The organism is Streptomyces sp. SAI-127 (assembly GCF_029894425.1).
In the GTDB taxonomy this organism is placed as follows: Bacteria; Actinomycetota; Actinomycetes; order Streptomycetales; family Streptomycetaceae; genus Streptomyces.
The window spans coordinates 7,733,914-7,758,412 of the sequence record NZ_JARXYJ010000001.1; the positions used below are offsets into that span (position 1 = coordinate 7,733,914).

Below are 24,499 nucleotides of genomic sequence, written 5' to 3' on the forward strand. Positions count from 1 at the left end.
GGCCACAGAAAACGTCCCGTACAAAGGCGTACGGAACACTGACGGCGCCTGTCCCCCACGTCCCCGACCGGACCAAAGGGCAGGCGCCGTCGCATGTTCTCCTACGGCACCCGGAACGTCTCCCCGTACACCTGCCACTCCAGCGGTGTTCTCAGGTCCAGGTTCCCGTCGTTCAGGAAGCGTCGTTGCGCGGTGTCGACGCGGGTGGTGTCGATGTCCGCGTCGCGGGTGCGCATGGCGTCCTCGCGGAGGTCGAGGAAGGTGTCCAGGTAGGCCTTCTCCGAGCCGCCCTCGGTCGGGCTGTCGGACTTCTGGAGGGCGCGTTCGCGCAGGCCGTAGAAGCCGGTGGGGTCGGTGCCGGGGCCGTGGAAGACCATCGCGTCGTAGTACACGAACTGGCCGAGGGCGCCGAGGCCGTCGAGTTTGGCGAGGCGCACGGCGGGGTCGAAGTAGACGCGGTCACGTGCCGTGTCCTGGGCCTTCTGGAAGGCGGGGACCCTGGCTTCCGCCTTCCAGGCGGCCGTGAAGCCCGGGTCCAGGCCCTCGTGGGAGTCCGTGCCGTCGACCGCGCGCAGCGCGGGGAGGTACTTCGCGAGACCGTTGCCGGGGTGGGCCTTCGTGTAGCCCTCGACGAGGGTGAGCAGGTCGTTGGTGCCGGTGCAGAAGCCGATGATGCCGGCCGTGTAACCCTGGCCGTCGCCGATGTCCTCGATGTAGGCGTAGGCGCTGCGCCAGTCGAGGGTGGAGTTCTCGGCGCTGGCCACGAGCTGCTGGGCGAGCTCCTTCTTGGCGGGGGCGGCCAGGCCCGGCGGCAGGTCGGCGACGACCGCCTTGTCCTCCGCGCTCTTCGCCCCCTCGGACCGCTCGGCCCAGGCTTTGGCGCCCTGGGCGCCCTCGGCGTCCTGGGCCGCCTGTGAGCGGTAGGCCGAGGAGAGGTCGGGGCCCGCTCCTCCCGCGCCGGAGTCCTCGGGCGCGAAGAGGTAGACCGACGCCGTGGCGACCACGGGGACGGCCGCGAGGAGCAGCAGGCGGGCGCCTTTCACTGCGCTCCCGTCAGTTCGGCGACCTTGGCCCAGGCAGAGACCAGGAGCACCACCAGCAGTACGGCACATGCTCCAGCCTGCACCAAAGTACGACGGCCGTCCCGGGGAGCGTAGGCGTAGGCGAGCGTGACGACGGCTCCGGCGAGCAGGCCGCCGAGGTGGCCCTCCCAGGACGTCAGCCACGCCGACATCACCAGCCACAGCAGCAGGCCCGCCATGAAGCGGTTCACGACGGCCATGTCGGCGCCGAGGCGGCGGGCCATCACGTAGTACGCGGCGCCGAGCCCGAAGATCGCGCCGGAGGCGCCGAGCGTGTGATCGCCGGGTGCGATCAGCAGGACGAGGACCGAGCCGCCGAGCGCGGACAGCAGATAGAGGACGACGTACCTGAGACGGCCGAGCTGGACCTCCACCACCCGGCCGATGTTCCACAGCGACACCATGTTCATCACGATGTGCAGGATGCCGAACGTGCCCTCGGTGGGCGGCAGATGGAGGAACGCACCGGTCAGCAGGCGGTACCACTCGCCGTCGACGACACCCTCGGCGTGGAAGTCGGCAGGGTAGGTGTCCTGCCAGACGTAGTGGCCGCCGTCCGGGCCCACGAGCCCGGCGCCCAGCATCTCGAAGCGGTCCACGATCGCCGGACGCACGAGCTCGCCGACGTAGGCGAGAACGTTGAGGCCGATGAGGATGTACGTCACCAGGGGGACGGCCGTGATCCGACCGCCGAACGCGGTCCGGGCCTGCCGTACCGACCGTGCCCCCTCTCGCACACACTCCGGGCACTGGTGGCCCACGGCCGCCTCCCGCATGCAGTCCGGGCAGATGTACCGCTCGCAGCGGATACAGCGGACATGGGACTCCACCGCCGGATGGCGATAGCAGGTGGTGACGGCGGATTCGGGTTCCACGGCCGGCTCCTCGGAGTGACAGGGGCGATGATCGAGCCGGTGGGGACGGCGGCGAACAAAATAGCGAACGCAGGTGAGTGAGGAGAGCGGAGGGGTCGGGTTCAGGAGGCTGCCCGCCCCGTTGGCATCACCCGCGCGCCGTGCCACCCTGAGGTTGATCCGACGGGGAGGCGACGACTCATGGACGGCGCACGATCGGTGAACAAGGGCACCCGTGGCGGAGAGGCCGGAAAGGGCGAGAAGCTCGCCGACTGGGCCGACGGACGGCTGGGCCTGTACGCGCTGGCCAAGGCCAACATGCGCAAGGTCTTTCCGGACCACTGGTCGTTCATGCTGGGCGAGATCTGTCTCTACAGCTTCCTCATCCTGATCCTCACGGGCGTCTATCTCACCCTGTTCTTCGAGCCCAGCGGGGTCGAGGTCGTCTACCACGGCTCCTACGAGCCCCTCAACGGCGTGGTGATGACCAGGGCCTACGAGTCCACGCTCGACATCAGCTTCGACGTGCGCGGCGGACTGCTCATCCGGCAGATCCACCACTGGGCGGCGCTGGTCTTCGTCACCGGCATGCTCGTGCACATGATGCGGGTGTTCTTCACCGGCGCCTTCCGCAAGCCGCGCGAGCTCAACTGGGTGTTCGGCTGGACCCTGCTGTTCCTCGGCATCATCACCGGTCTGACCGGCTACTCCCTCCCCGACGACCTGCTCTCCGGCACCGGCATCCGGTTCGCCGACGGGGCGATCCTGTCGATCCCGATCGTCGGGACGTATCTGTCGTTCTTCCTGTTCGGCGGGGAGTTCCCGGGCCACGACATCATCCCGAGGCTGTTCCCGATCCATGTGCTCGTGCTGCCCGGGATCATGCTCGGTCTGGTGGTCGCCCACCTGATCCTGGTCTTCTACCACAAGCACACCCAGTACCCGGGGCCCGGCCGCGACAACAAGTCCGTGGTCGGGATGCCCTTCCTGCCGGTCTACTTGGCCAAGGCGGGCGGCTTCTTCTTCCTGACCTTCGGCGTGCTGGCGCTCATGGGCGGCCTCGCCCAGATCAACCCCGTGTGGGCGTTCGGACCGTACAGCCCGCAGCTGGTGACCACCGGCGCGCAGCCCGACTGGTACCTGGGCTTCTCCGAGGGGCTGATCCGGGTGATGCCGGGATGGGAGATCAACTTCTGGGGCCACACCCTGGAGCCCGGTGTCTTCATCCCCTTCTCCCTCTTCCCGCTGATCCTGCTCGCGCTCGGGGTCTACCCCTTCGTCGAGGCGTGGATCACCGGCGACAAACGCGAGCACCACATCCTGGACCGGCCGCGCAACGTGCCCGTCCGCACGGGGCTGGGAGTCGCCTGGCTGAGCCTGTACGTGGTGCTGCTGATCGGTGGCGGCAACGACATCGTGGCCACGCATCTGCATCTGTCCATCAACGCGATCACCTGGTTCGTGCGGGTGTCCGTGTTCGTGGTGCCGGTGCTCGCCTTCATCGTGACCAAGCGGATCTGTCTCGGGCTGCAGCGCCGGGACCGGGACAAGGTGCTGCACGGCCGTGAGACCGGCACCATCCGGCGGCTCCCGCACGGCGAGTACGTCGAGGTCCACGAAGCCCTCGGGCAGGAGCAGCTGCACACCCTCACGCAGCACAAGCAGGAACCGCCGTACGAGATCGGGCCGCTCGTCGACGCGAACGGGGTACGGCGGCCGGTCAAGCGTTCCCAGTGGGTGCGGGCCGGGCTCGCGCGGGCGATGTTCGGGCCCGACACGCGCATCGAGAAGCCGACGGCGGAGGAGTACCGCGAGATCACCAGCGGCGACCACCACTGAGGACGGTGTCGCGGCACTCGTCCGGGCTGCCCCAGGCGGTGCGCAGGGCGCGGGCCTTGGTGAGCCACAGGGACAGGTCGTACTCCGCCGTGTACCCGATCGCGCCGTGGAGCTGGAGCGCGGTACGGGCGGTCCGGTACGCCGCCTCGCACGCCGTGACCTTGGCGGCGGCGACGTCTTCCGCGGTCATCGTCAGGGCGGCGCCCAGGACGAGGGGGCGGGCGAACTCCAACGCGATCCTGGCGTCGGCGAGTTGGTGTCCGACGGCCTGGAAGGACCCTATGGAGGTGCCGAACTGGGTGCGCTGCTTGACGTGGGTGACGGTCCTGTCCAGAAGCGCGAGGCCTACGCCGAGGGCTTGGGCGGCGGTCGTCAGGCGGGCGGTGACGAGGGCGGCCGCCGACGGCGGATGCGGGGTGAGCAGTTCGCCGCCGGGGTCCAAGGGGGTGAGGCGCCGGGCGGGGTCGAGCGAGGGGCGCACGGGACCGTGGCCGGGGGCCAGCCGCAGGCCCTCGGCCGTCAGGGAGAGACGGATGCCGGCCGCCTCACCGTCCAGGGCGTACCCGTGGTCGCGGGCGACCGTGGCCATCGTCCCGCCTGCGGCCAGCGCCGGGAGCAGCCGCTTCGCCGGGCCCGTGTCGTCCAGTGAGGCGAGCAGTGTCGCCGCCGTCACCGTCTCCACCAGGGGGCCCGGCACCGCGTGCCGCCCCAACTCCACGAAGGCCAGGGCTAGTTCCAAGGGACGTGGGCCCAGTCCCTCGTAGGCCTCCGGTACCGCCAGGGCGAACACCCCCGCTTCGGCGATACGGCGCCACAGCGCGCGCCCGCTCGCGCGGTCCCCTCGGCTCCAGTCCCGTACGACCGACGGGGTGTCCGCGGCCGTCAGCATCGTGTTCAGGGAAGTGGTGAACTCCCGCTGCTCGGCGTCGAGGAGGAAGCGCATCACCGGCGTCCCTTCGGCAGGCCCAGCAGGCGTTCGGCGATGATGTCGCGCTGGATCTCGTTCGTGCCGGCGTAGATGGGGCCGGCCAGGGCGAAGACGTACCGTTCGGCCCAGTCGGTGTCCGCCGACTCGCCCTCCTCGCCGAGCAGATCGAGGGCGGTCTCGGTGAGGGCGATGTCGTACTCGGACCAGAAGACCTTGTTCAGGCTGGACTCGGGGCCGAGCGTCTCGCCCTCCAGGAAGCGGGAGGCAGCCGCGTAGGTGAACAGCTGGTAGGCGCGGGCGCCGATCAGGGCGTCCGCGACCGGGGTCCGGGTGGCCCGGGGGCCGCCCTGGGACTGCCAGAGGGCGTACAGGCGGTCGGCGGCGGCCAGGAAGCGGCCCGGTGAGCGCAGCATCAGGCCCCGTTCGTTGCCCGCCGTCGACATCGCGATCCGCCAGCCCCGGCCGGGCTCGCCGATGACGTCCTCGTCCGGCACGAACACCTCGTCCAGGAAGAGCTCGGCGAAGGCCGGTTTCCCGTCGAGGCGGCGGATCGGGCGGACGGTGACACCGGGGGCCCGCAGGTCGAACATCAGATAGGTCAGGCCCTGATGGGGTTTCGGGGTGTCGGGGTCGGTGCGGAAGAGCCCGAAGGCGCGGTCCGCGAAGGCGGCCCGGGAGGACCAGGTCTTCTGGCCGCTGAGCAGCCAACCACCGTCCGTGCGCACCCCCTTCGCCCGCAGGGAGGCCAGGTCCGAGCCCGCCTCCGGCTCCGACCAGGCCTGCGCCCACACCGTCCCCCCGGTGGCCATGGACGGCAGGACCCGGTCCCGCTGCTCCTGCGTGCCGTGGTCGAAGAGGGTCGGGGCGAGGAGGCTGATGCCGTTCTGGTTGACGCGTCCGGGCGCCCCGGCCGCGTAGTACTCCTCCTCGAAGACCAGCCAGCGGACGATCCCCGCGTCCCGGCCGCCGTACGCCGTCGGCCAGTTGACCACCGACCAGCGGTCCGCGGCGAGTTCCGCCTCCCACGCGCGATGGGACGCGAAGCCCTCCTCGGTCTCCAGGGAGGGGAGCGGACGGGCGGGCACATGCGCGTGCAGCCACGAGCGGGCCTCGGCGCGGAAGGCCTCGTCCTCCTGCGTGAACGCCAGATCCATGGACACCGTCCTTCCCTAACAAGTGTTTGGTAGGTTAGCGTGGCGCCATGACAGGCGTCGAGAGTCCGGTGTACGAGCCGGGGCACGGGCTGCTGAAGGGGCGCACCGCCGTCATCACCGCCGCGGCCGGCGCGGGCATCGGCGGGGCGACCGCGCGCCGCTTCCTGGAGGAGGGCGCGCGCGTCCTGATCAGCGACGCGCACCCACGACGGCTCAAGGAGTACGGCGCCGAACTGGCCGGGGAGTTCGGGCCCGAGCGGGTCGCCGCACTGCCCTGTGACGTGACGGACGAGGCGCAGGTCCAGGCGCTGTTCGAAGCGGCCCTGCGGGAGCACGGCCGACTCGACGTCGTCGTCAACAACGCCGGTCTCGGCGGCACCTCAGCCCTCGTCGACATGACCGACGAGCAGTGGACCGGCGTCCTGGACGTCACCCTGAACGGCACCTTCCGGTGCACCCGGGCGGCCCTGCGGCTGATGCGCGACGCGAGGGACTCCGGCGGCGTGATCGTCAACAACGCCTCGGTCGTCGGCTGGCGCGCCCAGGCCGGACAGGCGCACTACGCCGCCGCGAAGGCCGGCGTGATGGCGCTGACCCGCTGCGCGGCGCTGGAGGCCGCGGAGTACGGCGTACGCGTCAACGCCGTGTCCCCGAGCCTCGCCATGCACCCGCACCTGGTGAAGGTGACCTCGGCCGAGCTGCTGGAGGAACTGACCGCGCGCGAGGCCTTCGGGCGGTACGCCGAGCCCTGGGAGGTGGCCAACGTGATCGTGTTCCTGGCGTCCGGCTACTCCTCGTACATGACCGGCGAGGTCGTCGCCGTCAGCAGCCAGCACGCATAGGACGACAATGACTCCGTGCCGACCAAGCCGACCAAGAAGAAGCCCCAGGTGAGCGCCGCAGCGCCCGCGCGCCGCCGTGAACTCCTCGACACCGCCGCCGAGGTCTTCGCCGCACAGGGCTACAACGCCACGACCGTACGCAAGATCGCGGACCACGCGGGCATGCTCGCGGGCAGCCTCTACTACCACTTCGACTCCAAGGAATCGATGCTGGAGGAGATCCTGCGGACCTTCCTCGACGAGCTCTGGGGCGGCTACGACGCCGTCCTGGGCGCCGAACTCGGCCCGCGAGAGACGCTGGAGGCCCTGGTCACCGAGTCGTTCCGGGAGATCGACCGGCACCGCGCGGCCGTCGCGATCTACCAGAAGGAGAGCAAGCAACTGGTGGCGCAGGAGCGGTTCGCGTTCCTCGCCGAGTCGCAGCGCAGGTTCGAGAAGGCCTGGCTGTCCACGCTGGAGCGCGGGGTCGCGGCCGAGGTGTTCCGGGCCGACCTCGACGTCCGCCTCACCTACCGGTTCGTGCGCGACACCGTGTGGGTCGCCGCGTCCTGGTACCGGCCCGGCGGACAGCACAGCCCGGAGGAGATCGCCCGGCAGTACCTGTCGATGGTGCTGGACGGGATCGCCGTACGCGAATAGCCCTTTCGTCCGAGGGAGTTGACATGGCCGAGGCCTACATCGTCGAAGCGGTCCGTACGCCCGTGGGGCGGCGCGGGGGAGGACTGAGCGGGGTCCACCCGGCCGATCTGGGTGCGCGGGTGCTGGTCTCGCTGGTGGAGCGGGCGGGGGTCGATCCGGCCGCCGTGGAGGATGTCGTCTTCGGCTGCCTGGACGCGGTCGGGCCGCAGGCCGGGGACATCGCGCGGACCTCGTGGCTGGCTGCCGGGCTGCCCGAGGAGGTGCCCGGGGTGACCGTGGACCGGCAGTGCGGGTCCTCGCAGCAGGCCGTGCACTTCGCCGCGCAGGGCGTGCTGTCCGGGACGCAGGACCTGGTCGTCGCCGGCGGCGTGCAGAACATGTCGATGATCCCGATCGCCTTCGCGACCCGGCAGGCCGCCGAGCCGCTCGGGCTGACCCAGGGGCCCTTCGCGGGCAGTGAGGGGTGGCGGGCGAGGTACGGGGACCGGGCGGTGAACCAGTTCGTCGGTGCCGAGATGATCGCCGGGAAGTGGGGGATCAGCCGCGAGGATCAGGAGGAGTTCGCGCTCCGGTCCCACCGGCGGGCCCTGCGGGCCATCGACGAGGGCCGCTTCGAGCGCGAGACGGTGGCCTACGGCGAGGTCGCGGTCGACGAGGGCCCGCGCCGGGACACGTCGCTGGAGAAGATGGCCGGCCTGAAGCCGGTGATCGAGGGCGGCACCATCACCGCGGCCTGCTCCTCGCAGGTCTCCGACGGGGCGGCTGCCATGCTGCTGGCCTCGGAGCGGGCGGTGCGCGAACACGGCCTCACGCCACGCGCACGCGTGCACCACCTCTCCGTACGCGGCGAGGACCCCATCCGTATGCTCACCGCCCCCATACCGGCCACCGCCCACGCCCTGAAGAAGACCGGTCTCACCATCGACGACATCGACCTCGTCGAGATCAACGAGGCCTTCGCCCCGGTCGTCCTGGCCTGGCTGAAGGAGACGGGCGCCGACCCGCAGAAGGTCAACGTCAACGGCGGCGCGATCGCCCTCGGGCATCCGCTGGGGGCGACGGGAGTGAAGCTGATGACGACCCTGCTGCACGAACTGGAACGCACCGGCGGGCGGTTCGGCCTCCAAACCATGTGCGAGGGCGGAGGACAGGCGAACGTGACGATCATCGAGAGGCTGTGAGGCCGGTCAGGACCTCCTCCGCCTCCTTCATGATCCGCTCCACCAGCTCCGCGCACGACGGCAGGTCGTCGATCACCCCGGCGACCTGCCCGGAGGCCATGACTCCGAGATCCGTACGGCCGTCCACCATCGCCGACCTGAGCAGCATGGGGGTGTTGGCGGCGAGCAGGACCTGGCTCCAGGTGAGGTCCTTGCCGTGGCGCATCGCGAGGCCGTCGTGGAGCAGCTGCCGCCAGGTCAGGCCGGACAGCCTGCGGAAGGCGGCGGCGTGCCGCGTGGCGCGCAGCAGGGTGCGCGCACGGCCCGTGTTCTCCAGGGACTCCACCAGGTCCGTGCGGAGCATGCGGTGGGGGAGGCCGTCGACCGCCCGTGTCACCGTCACGTCCTTGACCGTCGCCGCCAGATAGCGCGTCTTCACCGCGTCCGGCACCGTCGAGTCCGAGGTGAGCAGGAAACGGGTGCCCATGGCGACGCCCGCCGCCCCGTACGCCAGCGCCGCGACCAGCCCCCGCCCGTCGAAGAAGCCCCCCGCCGCCACGACGGGGATGTCCACCGCGTCCACCACCTGCGGCAACAGGACCGTCGTCGCCACCTCCCCGGTGTGCCCGCCGCCCTCGCCGCCCTGCACGATCACCGCGTCCGCGCCCCACGCCGCGACCTTCTCTGCATGCCGCCGGGCCCCGACGGATGGGACGACGACCACCCCGGCCTCCTTGAGCGCGCCGATCAGTTCGGCGGAGGGCGCGAGGGCGAAGGACGCCACCCGCACCCCTTCGTCGACGATCACGCGCACCCGGTCACCGGCGTCCGCCGCGTCGGCCCGCAGATTGACCCCGAAGGGGGCGTCCGTACGGGACTTCACCTCCCGTACGGCATCCCGGAGCCGGTCGACCGTCATGGTCGCGGAGGCCAGGATGCCGAGCGCGCCCGCGTTCGCCGTGGCGGACACCAGGCGCGGGCCCGCCACCCACCCCATCCCGGTCTGCACGATCGGACGGCGGACACCCACCAGCCGGGTGAACGCGGTCTCCAGCATCAGTCGCCGACCTCCCTGGACCGGGTGTTCTGCGGATCGATCACCTCACGGATCAACCGCAGCTCCCGCTCGGTCGGTTCGCGCGTGTACGGCACCTCGTCCGGCACCACCAGATCGAACCCGGTGGCCTCCCGCACCTGTGCCACGGTGATCCCCGGATGCACCGACGCCAGCCGCATCGAGTGGTCCGGCGTCGCGAAGTCGAAGACACCCAGGTCGGAGACGACCCGGGGGATGCGGTGACAGGGGGCACCGTCCGCATGGTCGTACCCCACCCCGCACACCATGTCGACCTTCTCCACGAAGACCCGCCGGGAGTGCCTCGGCACCCAGTAACTGGTCGGGTTGTTGAGGGTGTTGACCGGTGCTCCCCGCACCCCGAGCAACTGCCGCTTCGGCCGTGCCCAGTCGCCGATGCACGAGATGTTCTGGTTGCCGTACCGGTCGATCTGGCTCGCGCCCATCATCACGTGCCGGCGGCCACCGGTGACGAGGGCGAGATGCCGGCGGTAGGGGAGCCAGCCCTCGACGGTGCCGTCGATGTCCACGAGCAGGGCCTCGCCGTCGGTCATGAGGAGGTCGGGGGAGAACGTCCGCCGGGCGAGCCGGGCGCCGGCGGACGGGATCAGACCCATCGGGCTCGCCAGCACCTCGCCGTCGCCCCGCCAGGCCTCGGCGCAGGCGATCACGCAGTACTCGGCACGGGTGACGGTCATGAGCCGGCCCCTTCGGAGGATGCGAGCCAGCGCTCGGCGAACTCCGGCCAGGGGGTGGTCGCGTACTCCCGCTGGGCGGCCTCGTCCCGGGCGTAGTCGGGCGCGCAGGACGTAAAGTGGGCGCCGTTCGGGGCTTCCACGACCCCCGTCACCGTGTGCCGTCCGATCAGCAGCGACTGCGGAGCCGCCTCCTTCGTCAACTCGGCGGTGTCGACGACCCGTTCGCACGACAGGTAGGCCGCGTCCGCCGCCTCGCAGAAGAGGTCGTCGAAGTAGGGGTCGGGGCCCAGGTACTGCCCGTTGCCCTGCCGGTCGGCACGGTTGACGTGGACCAGGGCCGCGTCCAGGCGCAGGGCGGGCACCGCGACGAACGTCTCCGCGTCGTCGTACGGCGACGTCACCGTCCTGAGGCCCGGGTTGACCCGCATGACGTCCGAGCCGAGCCCCGCACGCACCGGCAGGAACGGCAGCCGGTTCGCGGCCGCGTGCAAACCCCACATGAACATCGCCTCGTCGATCTCCATGAGCTCGAAGGCACCGGCCTCGCGGGCCGCGCGGTAGTGCGGTTCCAGGGGGATCGAGTCGAGCGTGACGAAGGCGGCGACCAGTTTCCTTATCCGTCCGGCGGCGGCGAGCATGCCGACATCGGGGCCGCCGTACGCCACGATCGTCAGGTCGGTGACCTCGGAGCGCAGCAACGCGCGGACCAGGGCCATGGGTTTGCGGCGGGACCCCCAGCCGCCGATGCCGAGGGTCATGCCGCTGCGCAGGCGGGAGACGGCCTCGTCGGCGGTCATCGTCTTGTCGGTCATGCCTCTTCCTTCCCGAACCGGTCCCGGACCCGGTCCGCGACCCCGCTGACGCTCGCCTCGAAGGTGAAACCCTGCTCGAAGCGGTAGCTGCGGCGCACGTCGACCGGGTCGATGCCGTTGATGGCGGCCTTGGCCAGGCGCAGCAGCTCCCCGTCCTTGGCGGCGATCTCGCGGGCCAGCTCCAGTGCGGCCGCGTCGAGTTCGGCGCGTGGCACCACCCGCCACACCGATCCGTGCGCGTGCAGCTCGGCCGCCGTCACCGTGCGCGAGGTGTAGTACAGGGCGCGCATCAGATGCTGCGGGACCAGCCGGGACAGATGCGTGGCCGCGCCCAGCGCGCCGCGGTCCAGCTCGGGCAGCCCGAAGACGGCGTCCTCGGTCGCCACGACGACGTCCGCGTTGCCCACGAGCCCGATGCCGCCGCCCAGGCAGAATCCCCGCACGGCCGCGACGACGGGCACCTCGCACTCGTACACCGCCGAAAAGGCCTCGAAACAGCCGCGGTTGGCGCCGACGAGTGCTCCCGGGCCCCGCGCCTGGAGCTCCTTGATGTCCACCCCGGCGTTGAACCCGCGTCCCTCCGCCGCCAGCACCACGCACCGCACCCGAGGATCCCGGCCGGCCGCGCGCACCGCGTCGGCCAGGGCGAACCAGCCGTCCACCGGCAGGGCGTTCACCGGCGGGAAGTCGACCGTGACGACGGCGATCCCGTCCTTTTCCGGCCCCTTTTCCGGGGGCGAGGTGGAGACACCCATGGAAGCATCAGCTACCTTTCCACCAAACGTTTGTTAGGTGAAGGGTAGCGGTGAATGGAGCTGAACGGGAGGGTCGTGGCCGTCACCGGCGGGACGCGTGGAGTCGGCGCCGGGATCGCCCGCTCCTTCGCGGAGGCGGGCGCCGAGGTCGTCGTCTGCGCACGCAGACCGCCCGAAGTCCCGCTGCCGAAGACGCGCTTCGTGAGCCTGGACGTCCGGGACGCGGACGCCGTACGGCAGTTCTTCGCCGAACTGCCGCGCCTGGACGTACTCGTCAACAACGCGGGAGGAGCGCCCTACCGGCTGCTCGCCGACGCCGGACCCGAACGGCACCTCCGCGTGCTGGAGTTGAACCTCCTCGCCCCGCTGACGGTGTCGCTGGCCGCCTACGAACACCTGAAACGGACCCGCGGCTCGATCGTCATGATCGGGAGCGTCAGCGGCGGCCGGCCCTCGCCCGGCGCGGCCGCGTACGGGGCGGCCAAGGCGGGCCTGGAGAACCTCGCCCGCTCGATGGCCGTGGAGTGGGCGCCGGACGTGCGCGTCAACACCCTGGTCGTCGGCATGGTCCGCACCGAGCAGTCGCATCTGCACTACGGCGACGACGAGGGCATCGCCGCCGTCTCCCGCACGGTCCCGCTCGGGCGCCTCGCCGAGCCGTCGGACGTCGGGGCGGCGGCCGTGTTCCTCGCCTCGAACGCCGCCGCGTACATCAGCGGGGCCTCACTGCTGGTGCACGGCGGCGGGGAACGGCCGGCGTTCCTCGACGCCGCAACGGTCAACAAGGAGACGTGAACCATCAACAAGGAGACGTGAGATGACCGGAATCTGCGACGGCCGGGTCGTCGTCGTCACCGGCGCGGGCCGCGGTCTCGGCCGCGCCCACGCCCTCGCCTTCGCCGCCGAGGGAGCACGGCTCGTCGTCAACGACCTCGGCGTCGGCCTCGACGGCACCCCGGGCCCCGACAGCCCGGCCTCCCTGGTGGCCGAGGAGATCCGCGCGGCGGGCGGCGAGGCGGTCGCCCACGGCGGCGACATCGCCACGACCGACGGTGCCGCGTCCCTCGTCGAGGCGGCCCTGGAGACGTACGGCCGCCTCGACACCCTCGTCAACAACGCCGGCTTCCTGCGCGACCGGATGCTGGTGAACCTAGACGAGGAGGACTGGGACGCGGTGACCAGGGTCCACCTGAAGGGCCACTTCCTGCCGCTGAAGCACGCGGCGGCACACTGGCGGACGGAGGCGAAGGCGGGACGCACGCCGACCGCCCGCATCATCAACACCAGCAGCGGAGCTGGCCTGCTGGGCTCGGTCGGACAGGGCAACTACAGCGCCGCGAAGGCCGGGATCGTCGGCCTCACCCTGGTCGCGGCGGCCGAACTCGCCCGCTACGGCGTCCAGGTCAACGCGATCGCCCCCGCGGCCCGGACGAGAATGACGGAGCAGACGTTCGCCGACACGATGGCGGCCCCGACCGACGGCTTCGACGCGATGGCCCCGGAGAACGTGTCACCGCTGGTGGTCTGGCTGGGCTCCGAGGCGAGCGCGGGAGTGACGGGCCGGGTCTTCGAGGCGGAGGGCGGCCGCATCACGGTGATGGAGGGCTGGCGGGCGGGCCCGACCGCCGACAAGGGGGCGAGGTGGGCCCCCGCGGAGGCGGGGGAAGCGACCCTGAAGCTGCTCGGCGAGGCGGAGGCGCCGGGCCCGGTGTACGGGGCGTGACCGGGTCCGATGTATGGGGCCTGACCGGGTCCGCCACCCCTACGTGTCACACTCCAGAACCGTCCGGCACAGAGCACACCGCGCCCGCACCCGCCCCCTCACCGGAACCCGGATCCGCTGATGACAGGTAGGACAGGGAAACGACACCCGCAGGCGCCCGGGGCCGTCCGGAGTGAAGGTGTAGGGGACTCCCGGCTGGGGGCCGGGCGCGTGGCGGCGGTCTCGTGCGTAGCGGCGCCGGCCCGCCCAGCCCGCCGCGGTGAGGGGTGGTTGCTCGGAGTCCTGGCGGGCCTGCGCCATCCCCTTCACATACGCCGTGTACGCCTGCGCACTGGTGAACCACACCGACGGATCCTCCCCGAACACCAGCGACCGCTTCGCCAGCACGTACCCGAACTCCTCCGGCGTGAGATACCCCAGCTTCTGCGACGACGCCGCGTCCTCCCGGTACGCGTCCAGCAGGAGCCACCCCGCCCCCAGATACGTCGCCGCCGTGTCCGTGAGGATCTCGTTCTCGCGCACCCCCGGGAAGGAGAGATCCAGCCGGTGCAGATACACGTGCATGACCTCGTGGGCCAGCGCCGCGCCGATGTCCCGCCGATGCGAGCGGAAACGGTCGTTCAGCTCGACGAAGTACTCGGGGCCCGCGGTGAGTTCGACGTTCGCCGCGTGGGTCATCTCCCGGAAGCTGACCACGAACCGGGCGTCCGGCAGCCGGTAGTGCCGCACCAGCTCCCGCGCCACCCGCTGCGCGCCGAGATAGAGATCGTCGGTGTCGCAGAACGCCACGTCCACCGGCGCCACACTCGTCGCGAACGCCTGGACGGTGTCGTAGGACAGCCGCTTGTAGAGCGCGTTGATCGACGCCCGCACCGTCTCCAGATGCGGGTAGCCGTGCTGGACCGGTCCGTCGTTCGTCACGCCCGTACCCCCAAGACGCCCTGAACCCGATTCCACTCTACGAGGTCGTGAGCGGATTCTCGTGGGTCGGACCGGGCGCACGGAGCCGCAGCACGGTCCCGTTCACCGGTGCCTCCTCCAGCTCCAGCACCCACACGTCGTTGCCGCCCTCCCGCAGCACGGGACCGGGCACGTACAGCGTCCGCTGCGGGCCCGCCGACCAGTACCGGCCGAGGTTGAAGCCGTTGACCCACACGAACCCCCGGGTCCAGCCCGGCAGCTCCAGCACCGCGTCCCCGGCGCCCCGCACGGACACCTCACCCCGGTACAGCCCCGGCGAGCCACCCCCCGGGACCTCCCGGAAGCCGACCCCGGTCACGGAGTCCAGCGCGTCCAGCCGCAGCCCCCGCGCCCGCACCCCGTGCAGGAACTGCCGCTCGTGCAGCAGCCCCCCGGTGATCCCCTTGCCCTCCCCGCTCCGCGGCCCGTAGTTGACCCGCCCCAGCGACTCCACCCACAGCTCCACACGCGCGTGCCCCGCGACCGGCTCCTTGAGCTCGACGTCCTCCTCGGTGAGCACCCCGGCCCGCTCCCCGTCGACGTACACCACCGCGAGATCCCTGAGCCCCCGCGCGGTCAGCGGATACGGCTGCCGCGGCCCCGGCACGGTCACCTCGTACCGCACGAGCCCCCGGTCGACGTCCAACTCCTCGAAGGTCGGCGGGACGGGACCCTCGTGGAGCGGCCCGCCACGCTCCTCCAGCACGGCGGACAGGGACGCCCATTCGGACAGGTTCACGTCACCGCCCGCCTCCAGCACCCCGGGCGCGGGCGGCAGGTCGGCCACCGGACCGTACTGCGCCAGCACCTCACGGAAGCGCCAGAACTTCTCCGTCGGCCTGCCGTACTCGTCGATCGGCGCGTCGTAGTCGTACGACGTCACGTCCGGCTCCAGCGGACCGTCGTGCAGCGCGCCCCCGCCCCGGTTGGCGCCCGCCCAGCCGGCGAAGTTCGTGCCCCCGTGCGCCATGTAGAGGTTCACCGAGGCGCCGCACTCCAGGATCTCCCGCAGCGCCGCGGCCGCGTCCCCTGCGTCCCGTACGACATGCTCGCCGCCCCAGTGCTCGAACCAGCCGCACCAGAACTCCATGCACATCAGCGGACCGTCCGGGCGGTACCGGCGCAGCGCCTCGAACGCCGTCCGCGCGTCGGAGCCGAAGTTGACCGTCGCGAGGACACCGGGAATCGAGCCGCCGGTGAGCATGTGGTCCTCGGGACCGTCCGAGGTGAACAGCGGCACCGCGACGCCCTCCGCGCGCAGCAGCTCCGCCAGCCGCAGCAGATACGCGGCGTCCGAGCCGTAGCTGCCGTACTCGTTCTCCGCCTGAACCATGATCACCGGGCCGCCGCGGTCGATCTGCCGCTCCACGACCTGGGGCAGCAGCCGCCGGAACCAGCGCTCCACCTGCCCCAGGTACACCTCGTCGCCCGTGCGCGCGTGACCCTTCAGCCAGTGCGGCAGACCACCGTTCTCCCACTCCGCGCAGATGTAGGGGCCCGGGCGGACGATCGCCCACAGCCCCGCCTCCCGGGCCGCGTCCAGGAACCGGCCCAGCGCCTCCACGTCCCGGAACTCACCCGGGTGCGGCTCGTGCAGGTTCCACGGCACGTACGTCTCCACGCAGTTGAGGCCCATCGCCCGCAGCATCGCCAGCCGGTGCCCCCACTGGGCCTCGTGCACGCGGAAGTAGTGCAGCGCGCCGGACAGCAGCCGCACCGGCCGTCCGTCCAGCAGGAAATCGGTTTCACCCACCGTGAACTCGCTCATAGGCTCCACCCTCACGACTGGCGGCGGCCAGGTCCATGGACAAAGATCGTCGCTGCTTGGACCGAAGCGCAGGCAAGGAGCGCGATGTACCACACGTGGATGCGGTTCCTCACGCCCAGCCCCGTCCATCACCGCCTTGGCCTGGTCTGCCTCGGGGTCGGACTCCAGTACGGCCCGCTGCCCACCGTCGGTCCCCGCACCCTCGACAGCCACGTCGCCGTCGTCATCAGCACCGGAACCGGGTGGTACGAGACTCCCGACGGCCGGCGCACGACAGTCACCGCGCCCGCGCTGCTGTGGCTCACACCCGGAGTCCCGCACCACTACGCGCCCGACCCGGGGGCCGGCTGGGACGAGGGCTTCGTCGGCTTCACCGGGCCCGCCACCGCCACGTACACCGAACTGGGGTACATCGAGCCCGACCGCCCTGTCGTGCCCCTGTCCGACGCCACCGGACCGCGCGCGGTGATCGCCCGCATCGCACGGGCAGCCCGCCGCGACAACCCCCTCCTGGAGGTGGAGACCGGCGCCGCCGTCCACGAACTCCTCGTCGCCCTGCGCCGCGCCCGCGCCGACCTCGCCCCCGACGGCGACCCGGTCCTCAAGGCCCTCGCCCGCGACGCCTTCAAAGCGATGTCGGTCGCCGACCACGCCACCCGCCACGGCATGACCCTCGCCGAACTGCGCACCGCCGTCCGCCGGGGCGCCGGGTGCAGCCCCAAGGACTACCTCCTCGGCATCCGCCTGGGCCGCGCCAAGGAACTCCTCGCCGCCACCGAACTCCCCGTCGCCTCGATCGCCCGCCGCGTCGGCTACGACGACCCCGCCTACTTCTCCCGCCTGTTCACCCGCCGCGTCGGCATGGCCCCGGTCCGCTTCCGCGCCCAGGAGAGCCGGACGGTCCCCGGCGGCTGGAGCAACCAGGTACCGGATCCGGACGATCCGCCGCGGATCTGATCGGTCATGTGCCGGGGTCGGCTGGTGGGCTGGGCTGGGCTGGGCTGGGCTGCGGGTTGGGTGGGTGTGTTTCGGGTTTGGTGGGCTGGGCTGCGGGTTGGGTGGGTGTGTTTCGGGTTTGGTGGGCTGGGCTGCGGGTTGGGTCGGTGTGCTTCGGGTCTGGTCGCCCATGCTGCCGGTCGGGGCGGTCCGCTGTGGATCTGGCCACTCGTGCTGCTGGTCGGGGTGGTCCGCCGTGGGCCTGACCCCTCGCTGCTGGTCGGGGTGGCCCGCCGTGGGCCTGGCCACTCGTGCTGCTGGTCGGGGTGGCCCGCCGATGATCCGATCGCCTGTGTTGCCGGTCGGGGTGATCCGCCGTGGACTCTGCCACTCACACGACCGGTCGGGCCGGTTCTGAGGATCTGATCGCCCGCGCTGCTGGTCGGGGCGATCCGCCGTGGACTCTGCCATCCACACGACCGGTCGGGCCGATCCACCGTGGACTCTGCCACTCACACGACCGGTCGGGCCGATCCACCGAGGACCTGACCGCCCCCTCCCGATCGGGTCAATCCACCGAGGATGCCGCCCCACGCTCCCGATCGGGCGGTCCGCCGAAGGTCTGGTCGTCCACGCCGCCGATCGGCCGATCCGCCTGCGATCCGCTGACCCCGCGCCCGTAGGGTTGTCGCTCATGACCACCAGCAACACCGGATCCGGTGACGTCGACCCCGCCGTCCGCGAGGAGCTCGCCCGTCTGCGGGACAGCATCGACAACATCGACGCGGCCGTCGTCCACATGCTCGCCGAGCGCTTCAAGGCCACCCAGCAGGTCGGCCACCTCAAGGCCCGCCACCAGCTGCCGCCCGCCGACCCGGCCCGCGAGGCCCGCCAGATCGAGCGGCTGCGCACCCTCGCCGAGAACGCCAAACTCGACCCGGCCTTCGCTGAGAAGTTCCTGAATTTCATCATCGCCGAGGTGATCAGGCACCACGAGCGCATCGCCGAGGACACCGTGAACGGCTCCACCCCACTGGCCAATTGACCTCGACCGACGCCCCGGGGAGGTGACACGGCGCCCCGCAAGCGGCATGCTGCGCTGTGCACTCCTTGTCAGCCCGCGAGCACTCCGCGTCAGGACGCGGGCGTAGGCTGGCTGTCCGCGAGGGAGGGACGTCGGGCCATGCCTTCGGATGCCAAGATCCTCATCGTCGACGACCATGAGGACACGCTCTACGCCCTGGAGAGTGCCCTCGCCCCGCTGGGCTACCGGCTCGCCCGCGCCACCAGCGGGGACGAGGCCCTCAAGCAGGTGCTCCGGGGCCAGGTCGGCCTCCTGCTCCTCGACGTGCGGATGCCCGGCGTCAGCGGCCTCGACGTGGTCCGCTACATGCGGCGTCTGGAACAGACCCAGCACATCCCCGTCGTCCTGCTCACCGGCTTCGGCGCCGACCACGAACTGACCTCCACCGCCTTCGGCCTCGGCGTCGCCGACCTCGTGATGAAACCCATCGACCCCTGGGCCCTGCGCACCAAGGTCCGCTACCTCTTCGACGCCCACCGGCGCCACCTCGCCCTCGAACACGAGGTGCGGGAGCTACGCGCTCTCGTCAAGGACCACGGCGAGAGCGACCAGGAGAACGCCGCCCGCAGGCCCCTGCCCCACCCGGATGCCCGGGTACCGGTGCAGCGCGGACAAGGGGCGCACACCGGGGAGCTCGAACAGGACCGGACATAAGGCGTGTACCGATCCGCCTCTGTGAGTTGCCCCTGCCATCAGGCAGCATGTCCTGCATGTCCGTACTGACGCGCGACGAAGCGCAGACCCGTGCCAAGCTCCTCGACGTTCACCGTTACACCATCGCGCTCGACCTCACCACCGGCGACGAGACCTTCGAGTCACAGACCGTCGTCCGGTTCACGGCGCGCGCCGAAGCGGACACCTTTGTCGAGCTCAAGCCGGCCGAACTGCGGGAGGCCACCCTCGACGGCCGCCCCCTCGACCCGGAAACCCTCGAGGAGAACCGGCTGCCCCTCAAGGGCCTGACCGCCGGCGAGCACGAACTGCGCATCGACGCCGTCATGCGGTACTCCCGCACCGGCGAGGGCATGCACCGCTTCACCGACCCCACCGACGGCGAGACCTACGTCTACACCCAGCTGTTCATGGACGACGTCCAGCGCGTCTTCGCCGCCTTCGACCAACCCGACCTCAAGGCCGTCTTCGACCTGTCCGTCAAGGCCCCCGAGGACTGGACCGTCCTCGCCAACGGCATCACCACCGACCTCGGCGAGGGCCTCTGGCAGGCCGCCCCCACCCCCCTGATCTCCACCTACCTCGTCGCCGTCGCCGCCGGCCCCTGGCACTCCGTGCGCACCGAACACCGCGGCCTGCCCTTCGGCATCCACTGCCGCCGCTCCCTCGCGCCCCACCTCGACGCGGACGCCGACGAACTCTTCGAGATCACCCGGCAGTGTTACGACCGCTACCACGAGAAGTTCGAGGAGCCGTACCCCTTCGACTCCTACGACCAGGCGTTCGTCCCCGAGTTCAACGCCGGCGCCATGGAGAACCCCGGACTCGTCACCTTCCGCGACGAGTTCGTCTACCGCTCCGCCGTCACCGACACCGAACGCCAGACCCGCGCCATGGTCATCGCCCACGAGATGGCCCACATGTGGTTCGGCGACCTCGTCACCCTGCGCTGGTGGGACGACATCTGGCTGAACGAGTCCTTCGCCGAGTACATGGGCTACCAGACCCTCACCGAAGCCACCCGCTTCACCGACACCTGGGTCGACTTCGGCGTCATGCGCAAGGGCTGGGGCTACGACGCCGACCAGCGCCCCTCCACCCACCCCGTCGCCCCCGAGGAAGTCAACGACACCGCCTCGGCCCTCCTCAACTTCGACGGCATCTCCTACGCCAAGGGCGCCTCCGCACTCCGGCAACTGGTGACCTGGCTCGGCGAGAAGGACTTCCTCGCAGGCATCAACACCCACTTCGCCCGCCACAAGTTCGACAACGCCACCCTCGCCGACTTCATCGACTCCCTCGCCTCCGCCACCGAACGCGACGTCCACGCCTGGGCCGACGCCTGGCTGCGCACCACCGGCGTCGACACCCTCCGGCCGACCGTCACCCGCGCCGAGGAAGGCACGTACACCCTCCAGGTGGAGCACAAGGGCAGCCGCCCGCACCGCATCGCCGTCGGCCTCTACGACCAGGACGTCGCCGACGAGGGCCGCCACCTCGTCCTGCGCGAACGCCTCGACCTCGACGTCCCCCAGACCGATTCCCAGGGCCCACTGCCCATCGGCAAGCGCCCCGCCCTCCTGCTCCTCAACGACGGCGACCTCACCTACGCCAAGGTCCGCTTCGACAACGAGTCCTTCAAAGCGGTCACCGAGAGCCTCTCCGGCCTGCCCTCGCCGCTGACCCGCGCGGTCGTCTGGAACGCCCTCCGGGACGCCGTCCGCGACGGCGAACTCCCGCCCACCGCCTACCTGGAGGCGGCCCGCGCCCACCTCCCGCACGAGACCGACCTCGCCCTCGTCCAGGGCGTCCTCGCCTTCGCCTCCACCTACGTCGCCGACCGCTACGTCACCCACGAACAGCGCCCCGCCGCCCTCGCCACCCTCTCCTCCCTCTGCCGCGACCTCATCCGCCGCACCGAGGACGGCGACAACCCCGGCCTGCGCCTGATCGCCGTCCGCCACTGCATCAACGTCACCTCCCAGCCCGACACCATCGCCGCCTGGCTCGCCGACGGCACCGTCCCCGGCGGCCCCGAACTCGACCCCGAACTGCGCTGGCGCGTCCTCGCCCGCCTCGCCGTCCTCGGCGCCACCGACGAGACCGCCATCGCAGCCGAACTGGAACGCGACCCCTCGGCCACCGGCCAGGAAGGCGCCGCCCGCTGCCGCGCCGCCCTCCCCACCGAGGAGTCCAAGGCACAGGCCTGGGAGGCGATGTTCACCCACGACGACCTCTCCAACTACCTGTTCACCGCCACCGCCCAGGGCTTCTGGCAGCCCGAACAGACCGAACTCGTACGGCAGTACGTGCCCCGCTACTACGAGGACGCCGTCGCCCTCGCCGCCCGCCGGGGCCCCGCCATCGCCGACGCCGCCGGCCGCTGGGCGTTCCCCGACCACGCCATCGACGAGGACAACCAGGCCCTCGGCCAGGCCTGTCTGCGCGACGCCGACCCCATCCCCGCCCTGCGCCGCAAGCTGATCGACCAACTCGACGACCTGGGACGGGCGTTGCGCGTGAGGCAGATGTAGAGCGGGTTTTCCCCGTACGGGAGTACCCCCTTTCGGGTCAGGATCGTTGAACTCTCCGGGCGCGCCCACGCAACCGCGTCCAAGCTGGAAGCCCCCAGCGCCCCCGGAGGTCGACGATGAACACGCCGCCCCTGGCCTCGGGCCCCGAAGGCCGTGACGCCCTGCGCCCGTTGCTCGACACGGTTCTCGACGCGCTGGAGGAGGGGGCCCGCCTGAGGGGCGGCCCCCTGCCCGCGGGTGGACCGGGGGCGGTCGCGGATCGGGTGCGGGACGCGCTGGGGGATGTCCTCCCGGACGAGGGAGATCCGGACGCCATACGGCACCTGGTGCGCGCCTTCGCGGAAGGCGCCGCCGACCCCGCCGACCCCCTCTGCGCGGCCCACCTGCACTGCCCACCCCTTGCGGTGGCCGCAGCGGCAGACCTGGCCGCTTCAGTGCTGAATCCGTCCCTCGACTCCTGGGACCAGGCTCCGGCGGCGTCAGAGCTGGAGGCACTGGTGACACGGCACCTTGCGAGTGAGGTGTACGGCAACCCACCCAGGGGCGCGGGGAACTGCGCGACCAGCCCCCACCATCCCGCAGCCGACGACGATGCCCTGGTAACAACCGGCGGCACCGAATCCAACCAGCTCGCCCTTCTCCTGGCCCGCGAAATCCACGGCCCCGGTGTCCAGCTGATCTGCGGCGAAAACGCCCACCACTCGCTCCCACGCGCCGCCTGGCTGCTCGGGATGCCCCACCCCGTCACCCTCCCCACCCTCGACCCCGCAGCCCTGGAAAGCACCCTCACGACTCTCCAAGGCCAAGGCCCCCTCCTGGTCGCCGCCACCGCAGGCACCACGGACACCGGCCACATCGATCCCCTCCCCGAGATCGCCCGCCTCTGCGCGGCCCACAGAACACGGCTGCACATTGACGCGGCCTACGGCGGAGCCCTCCTCTTCAGCGACCGGCATCGAGGGAAGCTCGACGGACTCACCGCCGCCGACACCGTCACCCTCGACCTGCACAAACTCGGCTGGCAACCGGTCGCCGCAGGACTCCTCGCCGTCCGCAACGGCAACGACCTCACCGCCCTCCACCAACGCGCCGACTACCTCAACGCCGACGACGACACCGAGGCCGGCCTCCCCGACCTCCTCGGCCGCTCCCTGCGCACCACCCGCCGCCCCGACATCCTCAAGATCGCCGTCACCCTGAAAACCCTGGGACGCACAGGACTCGGCGCACTGGTCGACCAAGTCTGCGAGCGAGCACGGGAGTTCGCGCAGCTCGTCCACGACCACCCCGGATTCGAACTCCACGAACCCCCCACCATCAGCACGGTCCTGTTCCGACCGGCGAGTGCCACCGACGACGCCGTAGCCGCCGTACGCCGAAAACTCCTCACCGACGGCCGCGCCGTCCTCGGCCGAGCCCGCGCAGCAAACCGGCTCTGGCTCAAGGTCACCCTCCTCAACCCCACCACGCAGCCGGCCGACCTCGCCGGACTCCTGCAACTCGTGGAAGGAACCACCCCCCGATGAACCCCCGCCCCCCACACCACGAGCCCGACGCACCCCGCGACCTCGTCGGCATCGGCATCGGCCCCTTCAACCTCTCCCTCGCCGCCCTCGCCCAGCCCCTCACCGCCCTCGACGCCGTCTTCTACGAACAGCGCCCCGCCTTCGGCTGGCACCCCGGGCTGCTCATCGACGGCGCCACCATCCAAGTCCCGTTCCTCGCCGACCTGGTGACCCTCGCCGACCCCGCCAGCCACTGGAGCTTCCTCAACTACCTCAAGACCCGCGAGCGCCTCTTCCCCTTCTACTTCGCCGAGCGCTTCCACATCCAGCGCGCCGAATACGACGCCTACTGCCGCTGGGTCGCCGAGAACCTCCCCGGCCTGCACTTCCACCACCAGGTCGACGCCGTCCGCTTCAACCCCGAACGCGACGTCTTCGAAGTCGACTTCACCCAGCTCGACACCGACGGCGAAGCCGAAGCACTCGGCCGGACGTACACGAAGAACATCGTCCTCGGCATCGGCACCGAACCCCACGTACCCGAGCCCCTCAAACCCCTCGTCGAGGCCCCCGGCGTGCCCGTCATCCACGCCACCGACTACCTCGCCCACCGCCGGACCCTCCTCGCCGCCGACCACATCACCGTCGTCGGCTCGGGACAGTCCGGCGCCGAGGTCTTCCTCGACCTGCTCCGCAACCGCCCCACCGGTCACGAAGGCCTCCACTGGCTCGGCCGCACCGAAGCCTTCGCACCCATGGAGTACTCAAAACTCGGCCTCGAACACTTCACCCCCGACTACACCCGCTACTTCCACGCCCTCTCGGAAAGCGTCCGCGACCGACTCGGCACCACCCAGTGGCAGCTCCACCGCGGCATCGACACCGACACCATCGCCGCCATCCACGACGAGCTCTACCGCCGCACCCTGCACGGCGGCTGGCCCGACGCCGTCCTCACCCCGGGCGTCCGCGTCCGCACCGCGGGCAGAATCTCCACAACGAAGATCGAACTCCACCTGGAACACATCCAGCAGGGCACCCGCTCCCGCCTCACCACCGACGCCGTCGTCCTCGCCACCGGCCACCGCGAACGCCCCCTCGACCGCATCCTCGCCGGACTCGACCCCTACCTGCGCCGCGACAGCCGCGAACGCCCCCGCGTCGACGAACACTTCCGCCTCGTCCTCGACCCGTCCATCTCCGGCGCCGACTGCCACGTCTACGTCCAGAACGCCGAACGCCACACCCACGGCGTCGGCACCCCCGACCTCGGACTCGCCGCCTGGCGCAGCGCCACCATCCTCAACACCGTCACCGGCAAGGACGCCTACCCCCTCCCCGCCCGCACGGCCTTCACCACCTTCGGCCTCGAACACCGCCCCCAGATCCCACCCGCCCGACAGGCCCCCACCCTCACCCCCCTGCTCGAGGGACGGTAAAAAACCGGCCGCGGCGGAAGAACCCGGACACCGGCCCGGT

General features: G+C 71.2%; 22 protein-coding genes. 12 read left to right on the forward strand and 10 right to left on the reverse strand.

Annotated features, from left to right (window positions below):
* Positions 1-101: 101 nt before the first annotated feature.
* Both M2157_RS35525 and M2157_RS35530 read right to left on the reverse strand, forming a co-directional pair.
* Positions 102-1,043 (reverse strand): chitosanase, encoded by a 942-nt coding sequence (locus M2157_RS35525; RefSeq protein ID WP_280856966.1) that lies wholly within the window; start codon positions 1,041-1,043, stop codon positions 102-104.
* Complete coding sequence (locus tag M2157_RS35530; protein ID WP_280856965.1) at positions 1,040-1,957, reverse strand: rhomboid family intramembrane serine protease; 918 nt, start codon at positions 1,955-1,957, stop codon at positions 1,040-1,042. Before M2157_RS35530 ends, M2157_RS35525 begins: the two co-directional genes overlap by 4 nt.
* 180 nt (positions 1,958-2,137) lie before the next feature.
* On the opposite strand from M2157_RS35530, the gene M2157_RS35535 reads away from it, so the two are divergent.
* On the forward strand, positions 2,138-3,775 hold the full coding sequence (locus tag M2157_RS35535) for a cytochrome bc complex cytochrome b subunit (protein WP_280867262.1): 1,638 nt from the start codon (positions 2,138-2,140) through the stop codon (positions 3,773-3,775).
* Here the strand turns inward: M2157_RS35535 and M2157_RS35540 are convergent.
* Both M2157_RS35540 and M2157_RS35545 read right to left on the reverse strand, forming a co-directional pair.
* Complete coding sequence (locus M2157_RS35540) at positions 3,753-4,718, reverse strand: acyl-CoA dehydrogenase family protein (protein ID WP_280867263.1); 966 nt, start codon at positions 4,716-4,718, stop codon at positions 3,753-3,755. The two genes, M2157_RS35535 and M2157_RS35540, sit on opposite strands and share 23 nt — an antisense overlap.
* On the reverse strand, positions 4,718-5,857 hold the full coding sequence (locus M2157_RS35545; RefSeq protein WP_280867264.1) for an acyl-CoA dehydrogenase family protein: 1,140 nt from the start codon (positions 5,855-5,857) through the stop codon (positions 4,718-4,720). Before M2157_RS35545 ends, M2157_RS35540 begins: the two co-directional genes overlap by 1 nt.
* A gap of 47 nt (positions 5,858-5,904) precedes the next feature.
* Here M2157_RS35545 and M2157_RS35550 point away from each other — a divergent pair, with 47 nt between their 5' ends.
* The 3 genes from M2157_RS35550 to M2157_RS35560 are packed head-to-tail and all read left to right on the forward strand — an operon-like array spanning position 5,905 to position 8,519.
* A complete protein-coding gene (locus M2157_RS35550; protein ID WP_280867265.1) occupies positions 5,905-6,699 on the forward strand; it encodes an SDR family oxidoreductase in 795 nt (264 codons plus the stop codon).
* A 15-nt stretch (positions 6,700-6,714) separates the two neighbouring features.
* Complete coding sequence (locus M2157_RS35555; protein WP_280867266.1) at positions 6,715-7,338, forward strand: TetR/AcrR family transcriptional regulator; 624 nt, start codon at positions 6,715-6,717, stop codon at positions 7,336-7,338.
* A gap of 23 nt (positions 7,339-7,361) precedes the next feature.
* Complete coding sequence (locus M2157_RS35560; RefSeq protein ID WP_280856959.1) at positions 7,362-8,519, forward strand: acetyl-CoA C-acetyltransferase; 1,158 nt, start codon at positions 7,362-7,364, stop codon at positions 8,517-8,519.
* Here M2157_RS35560 and M2157_RS35565 read toward each other — a convergent pair.
* From M2157_RS35565 to M2157_RS35580, 4 genes are read right to left on the reverse strand one after another with little or no spacing between them, the layout of a single operon-like run.
* Positions 8,503-9,552 carry a nitronate monooxygenase gene (locus M2157_RS35565; protein WP_280858977.1) on the reverse strand — a complete coding sequence of 350 codons (1,050 nt, stop codon included), beginning with the start codon at positions 9,550-9,552 and terminating at the stop codon, positions 8,503-8,505. The genes M2157_RS35560 and M2157_RS35565 overlap by 17 nt on opposite strands.
* A gap of 2 nt (positions 9,553-9,554) precedes the next feature.
* On the reverse strand, positions 9,555-10,271 hold the full coding sequence (locus M2157_RS35570; RefSeq protein ID WP_280867267.1) for a CoA-transferase: 717 nt from the start codon (positions 10,269-10,271) through the stop codon (positions 9,555-9,557).
* On the reverse strand, positions 10,268-11,083 hold the full coding sequence (locus tag M2157_RS35575) for a CoA-transferase (RefSeq protein ID WP_280856957.1): 816 nt from the start codon (positions 11,081-11,083) through the stop codon (positions 10,268-10,270). Before M2157_RS35575 ends, M2157_RS35570 begins: the two co-directional genes overlap by 4 nt.
* Positions 11,080-11,838, reverse strand: coding sequence for an enoyl-CoA hydratase family protein (locus M2157_RS35580; RefSeq protein ID WP_280867268.1), 759 nt, complete (start codon positions 11,836-11,838; stop codon positions 11,080-11,082). The genes M2157_RS35575 and M2157_RS35580 overlap by 4 nt, the downstream gene beginning before the upstream one ends.
* Positions 11,839-11,892: 54 nt before the next feature.
* Here M2157_RS35580 and M2157_RS35585 point away from each other — a divergent pair, with 54 nt between their 5' ends.
* Positions 11,893-12,633, forward strand: a complete 741-nt coding sequence (locus M2157_RS35585; protein WP_280867269.1) for an SDR family oxidoreductase — start codon at positions 11,893-11,895, stop codon at positions 12,631-12,633.
* A gap of 22 nt (positions 12,634-12,655) precedes the next feature.
* Positions 12,656-13,561: an SDR family oxidoreductase gene (locus M2157_RS35590; RefSeq protein ID WP_280867270.1), complete on the forward strand. Its 906-nt coding sequence runs from the start codon at positions 12,656-12,658 to the stop codon at positions 13,559-13,561.
* Positions 13,562-13,600: 39 nt separating this feature from the next.
* Here M2157_RS35590 and M2157_RS35595 read toward each other — a convergent pair whose 3' ends face one another.
* Both M2157_RS35595 and M2157_RS35600 read right to left on the reverse strand, forming a co-directional pair.
* Positions 13,601-14,482 (reverse strand): hypothetical protein, encoded by an 882-nt coding sequence (locus M2157_RS35595; protein ID WP_280856953.1) that lies wholly within the window; start codon positions 14,480-14,482, stop codon positions 13,601-13,603.
* A gap of 37 nt (positions 14,483-14,519) precedes the next feature.
* Positions 14,520-16,289 (reverse strand): beta-galactosidase family protein, encoded by a 1,770-nt coding sequence (locus tag M2157_RS35600; RefSeq protein ID WP_280856952.1) that lies wholly within the window; start codon positions 16,287-16,289, stop codon positions 14,520-14,522.
* Positions 16,290-16,373: 84 nt separating this feature from the next.
* Between M2157_RS35600 and M2157_RS35605 the strand changes: the two genes are divergently transcribed.
* From M2157_RS35605 to M2157_RS35630, 6 genes are all read left to right on the forward strand, one after another.
* Complete coding sequence (locus M2157_RS35605; protein ID WP_280867271.1) at positions 16,374-17,246, forward strand: AraC family transcriptional regulator; 873 nt, start codon at positions 16,374-16,376, stop codon at positions 17,244-17,246.
* 673 nt (positions 17,247-17,919) lie between these two features.
* Positions 17,920-18,270 (forward strand): chorismate mutase, encoded by a 351-nt coding sequence (locus tag M2157_RS35610; RefSeq protein WP_059206094.1) that lies wholly within the window; start codon positions 17,920-17,922, stop codon positions 18,268-18,270.
* 138 nt (positions 18,271-18,408) lie between these two features.
* A complete protein-coding gene (locus tag M2157_RS35615) occupies positions 18,409-18,963 on the forward strand; it encodes a response regulator (RefSeq protein WP_280856950.1) in 555 nt (184 codons plus the stop codon).
* 56 nt (positions 18,964-19,019) lie between these two features.
* Complete coding sequence (gene pepN, locus M2157_RS35620) at positions 19,020-21,515, forward strand: aminopeptidase N (RefSeq protein ID WP_280867272.1); 2,496 nt, start codon at positions 19,020-19,022, stop codon at positions 21,513-21,515.
* Positions 21,516-21,631: 116 nt separating this feature from the next.
* On the forward strand, positions 21,632-23,041 hold the full coding sequence (locus M2157_RS35625; RefSeq protein ID WP_280856948.1) for an aminotransferase class V-fold PLP-dependent enzyme: 1,410 nt from the start codon (positions 21,632-21,634) through the stop codon (positions 23,039-23,041).
* Positions 23,038-24,459 (forward strand): SidA/IucD/PvdA family monooxygenase, encoded by a 1,422-nt coding sequence (locus M2157_RS35630; protein ID WP_280856947.1) that lies wholly within the window; start codon positions 23,038-23,040, stop codon positions 24,457-24,459. The genes M2157_RS35625 and M2157_RS35630 overlap by 4 nt, the downstream gene beginning before the upstream one ends.
* Positions 24,460-24,499 lie beyond the last annotated feature (40 nt).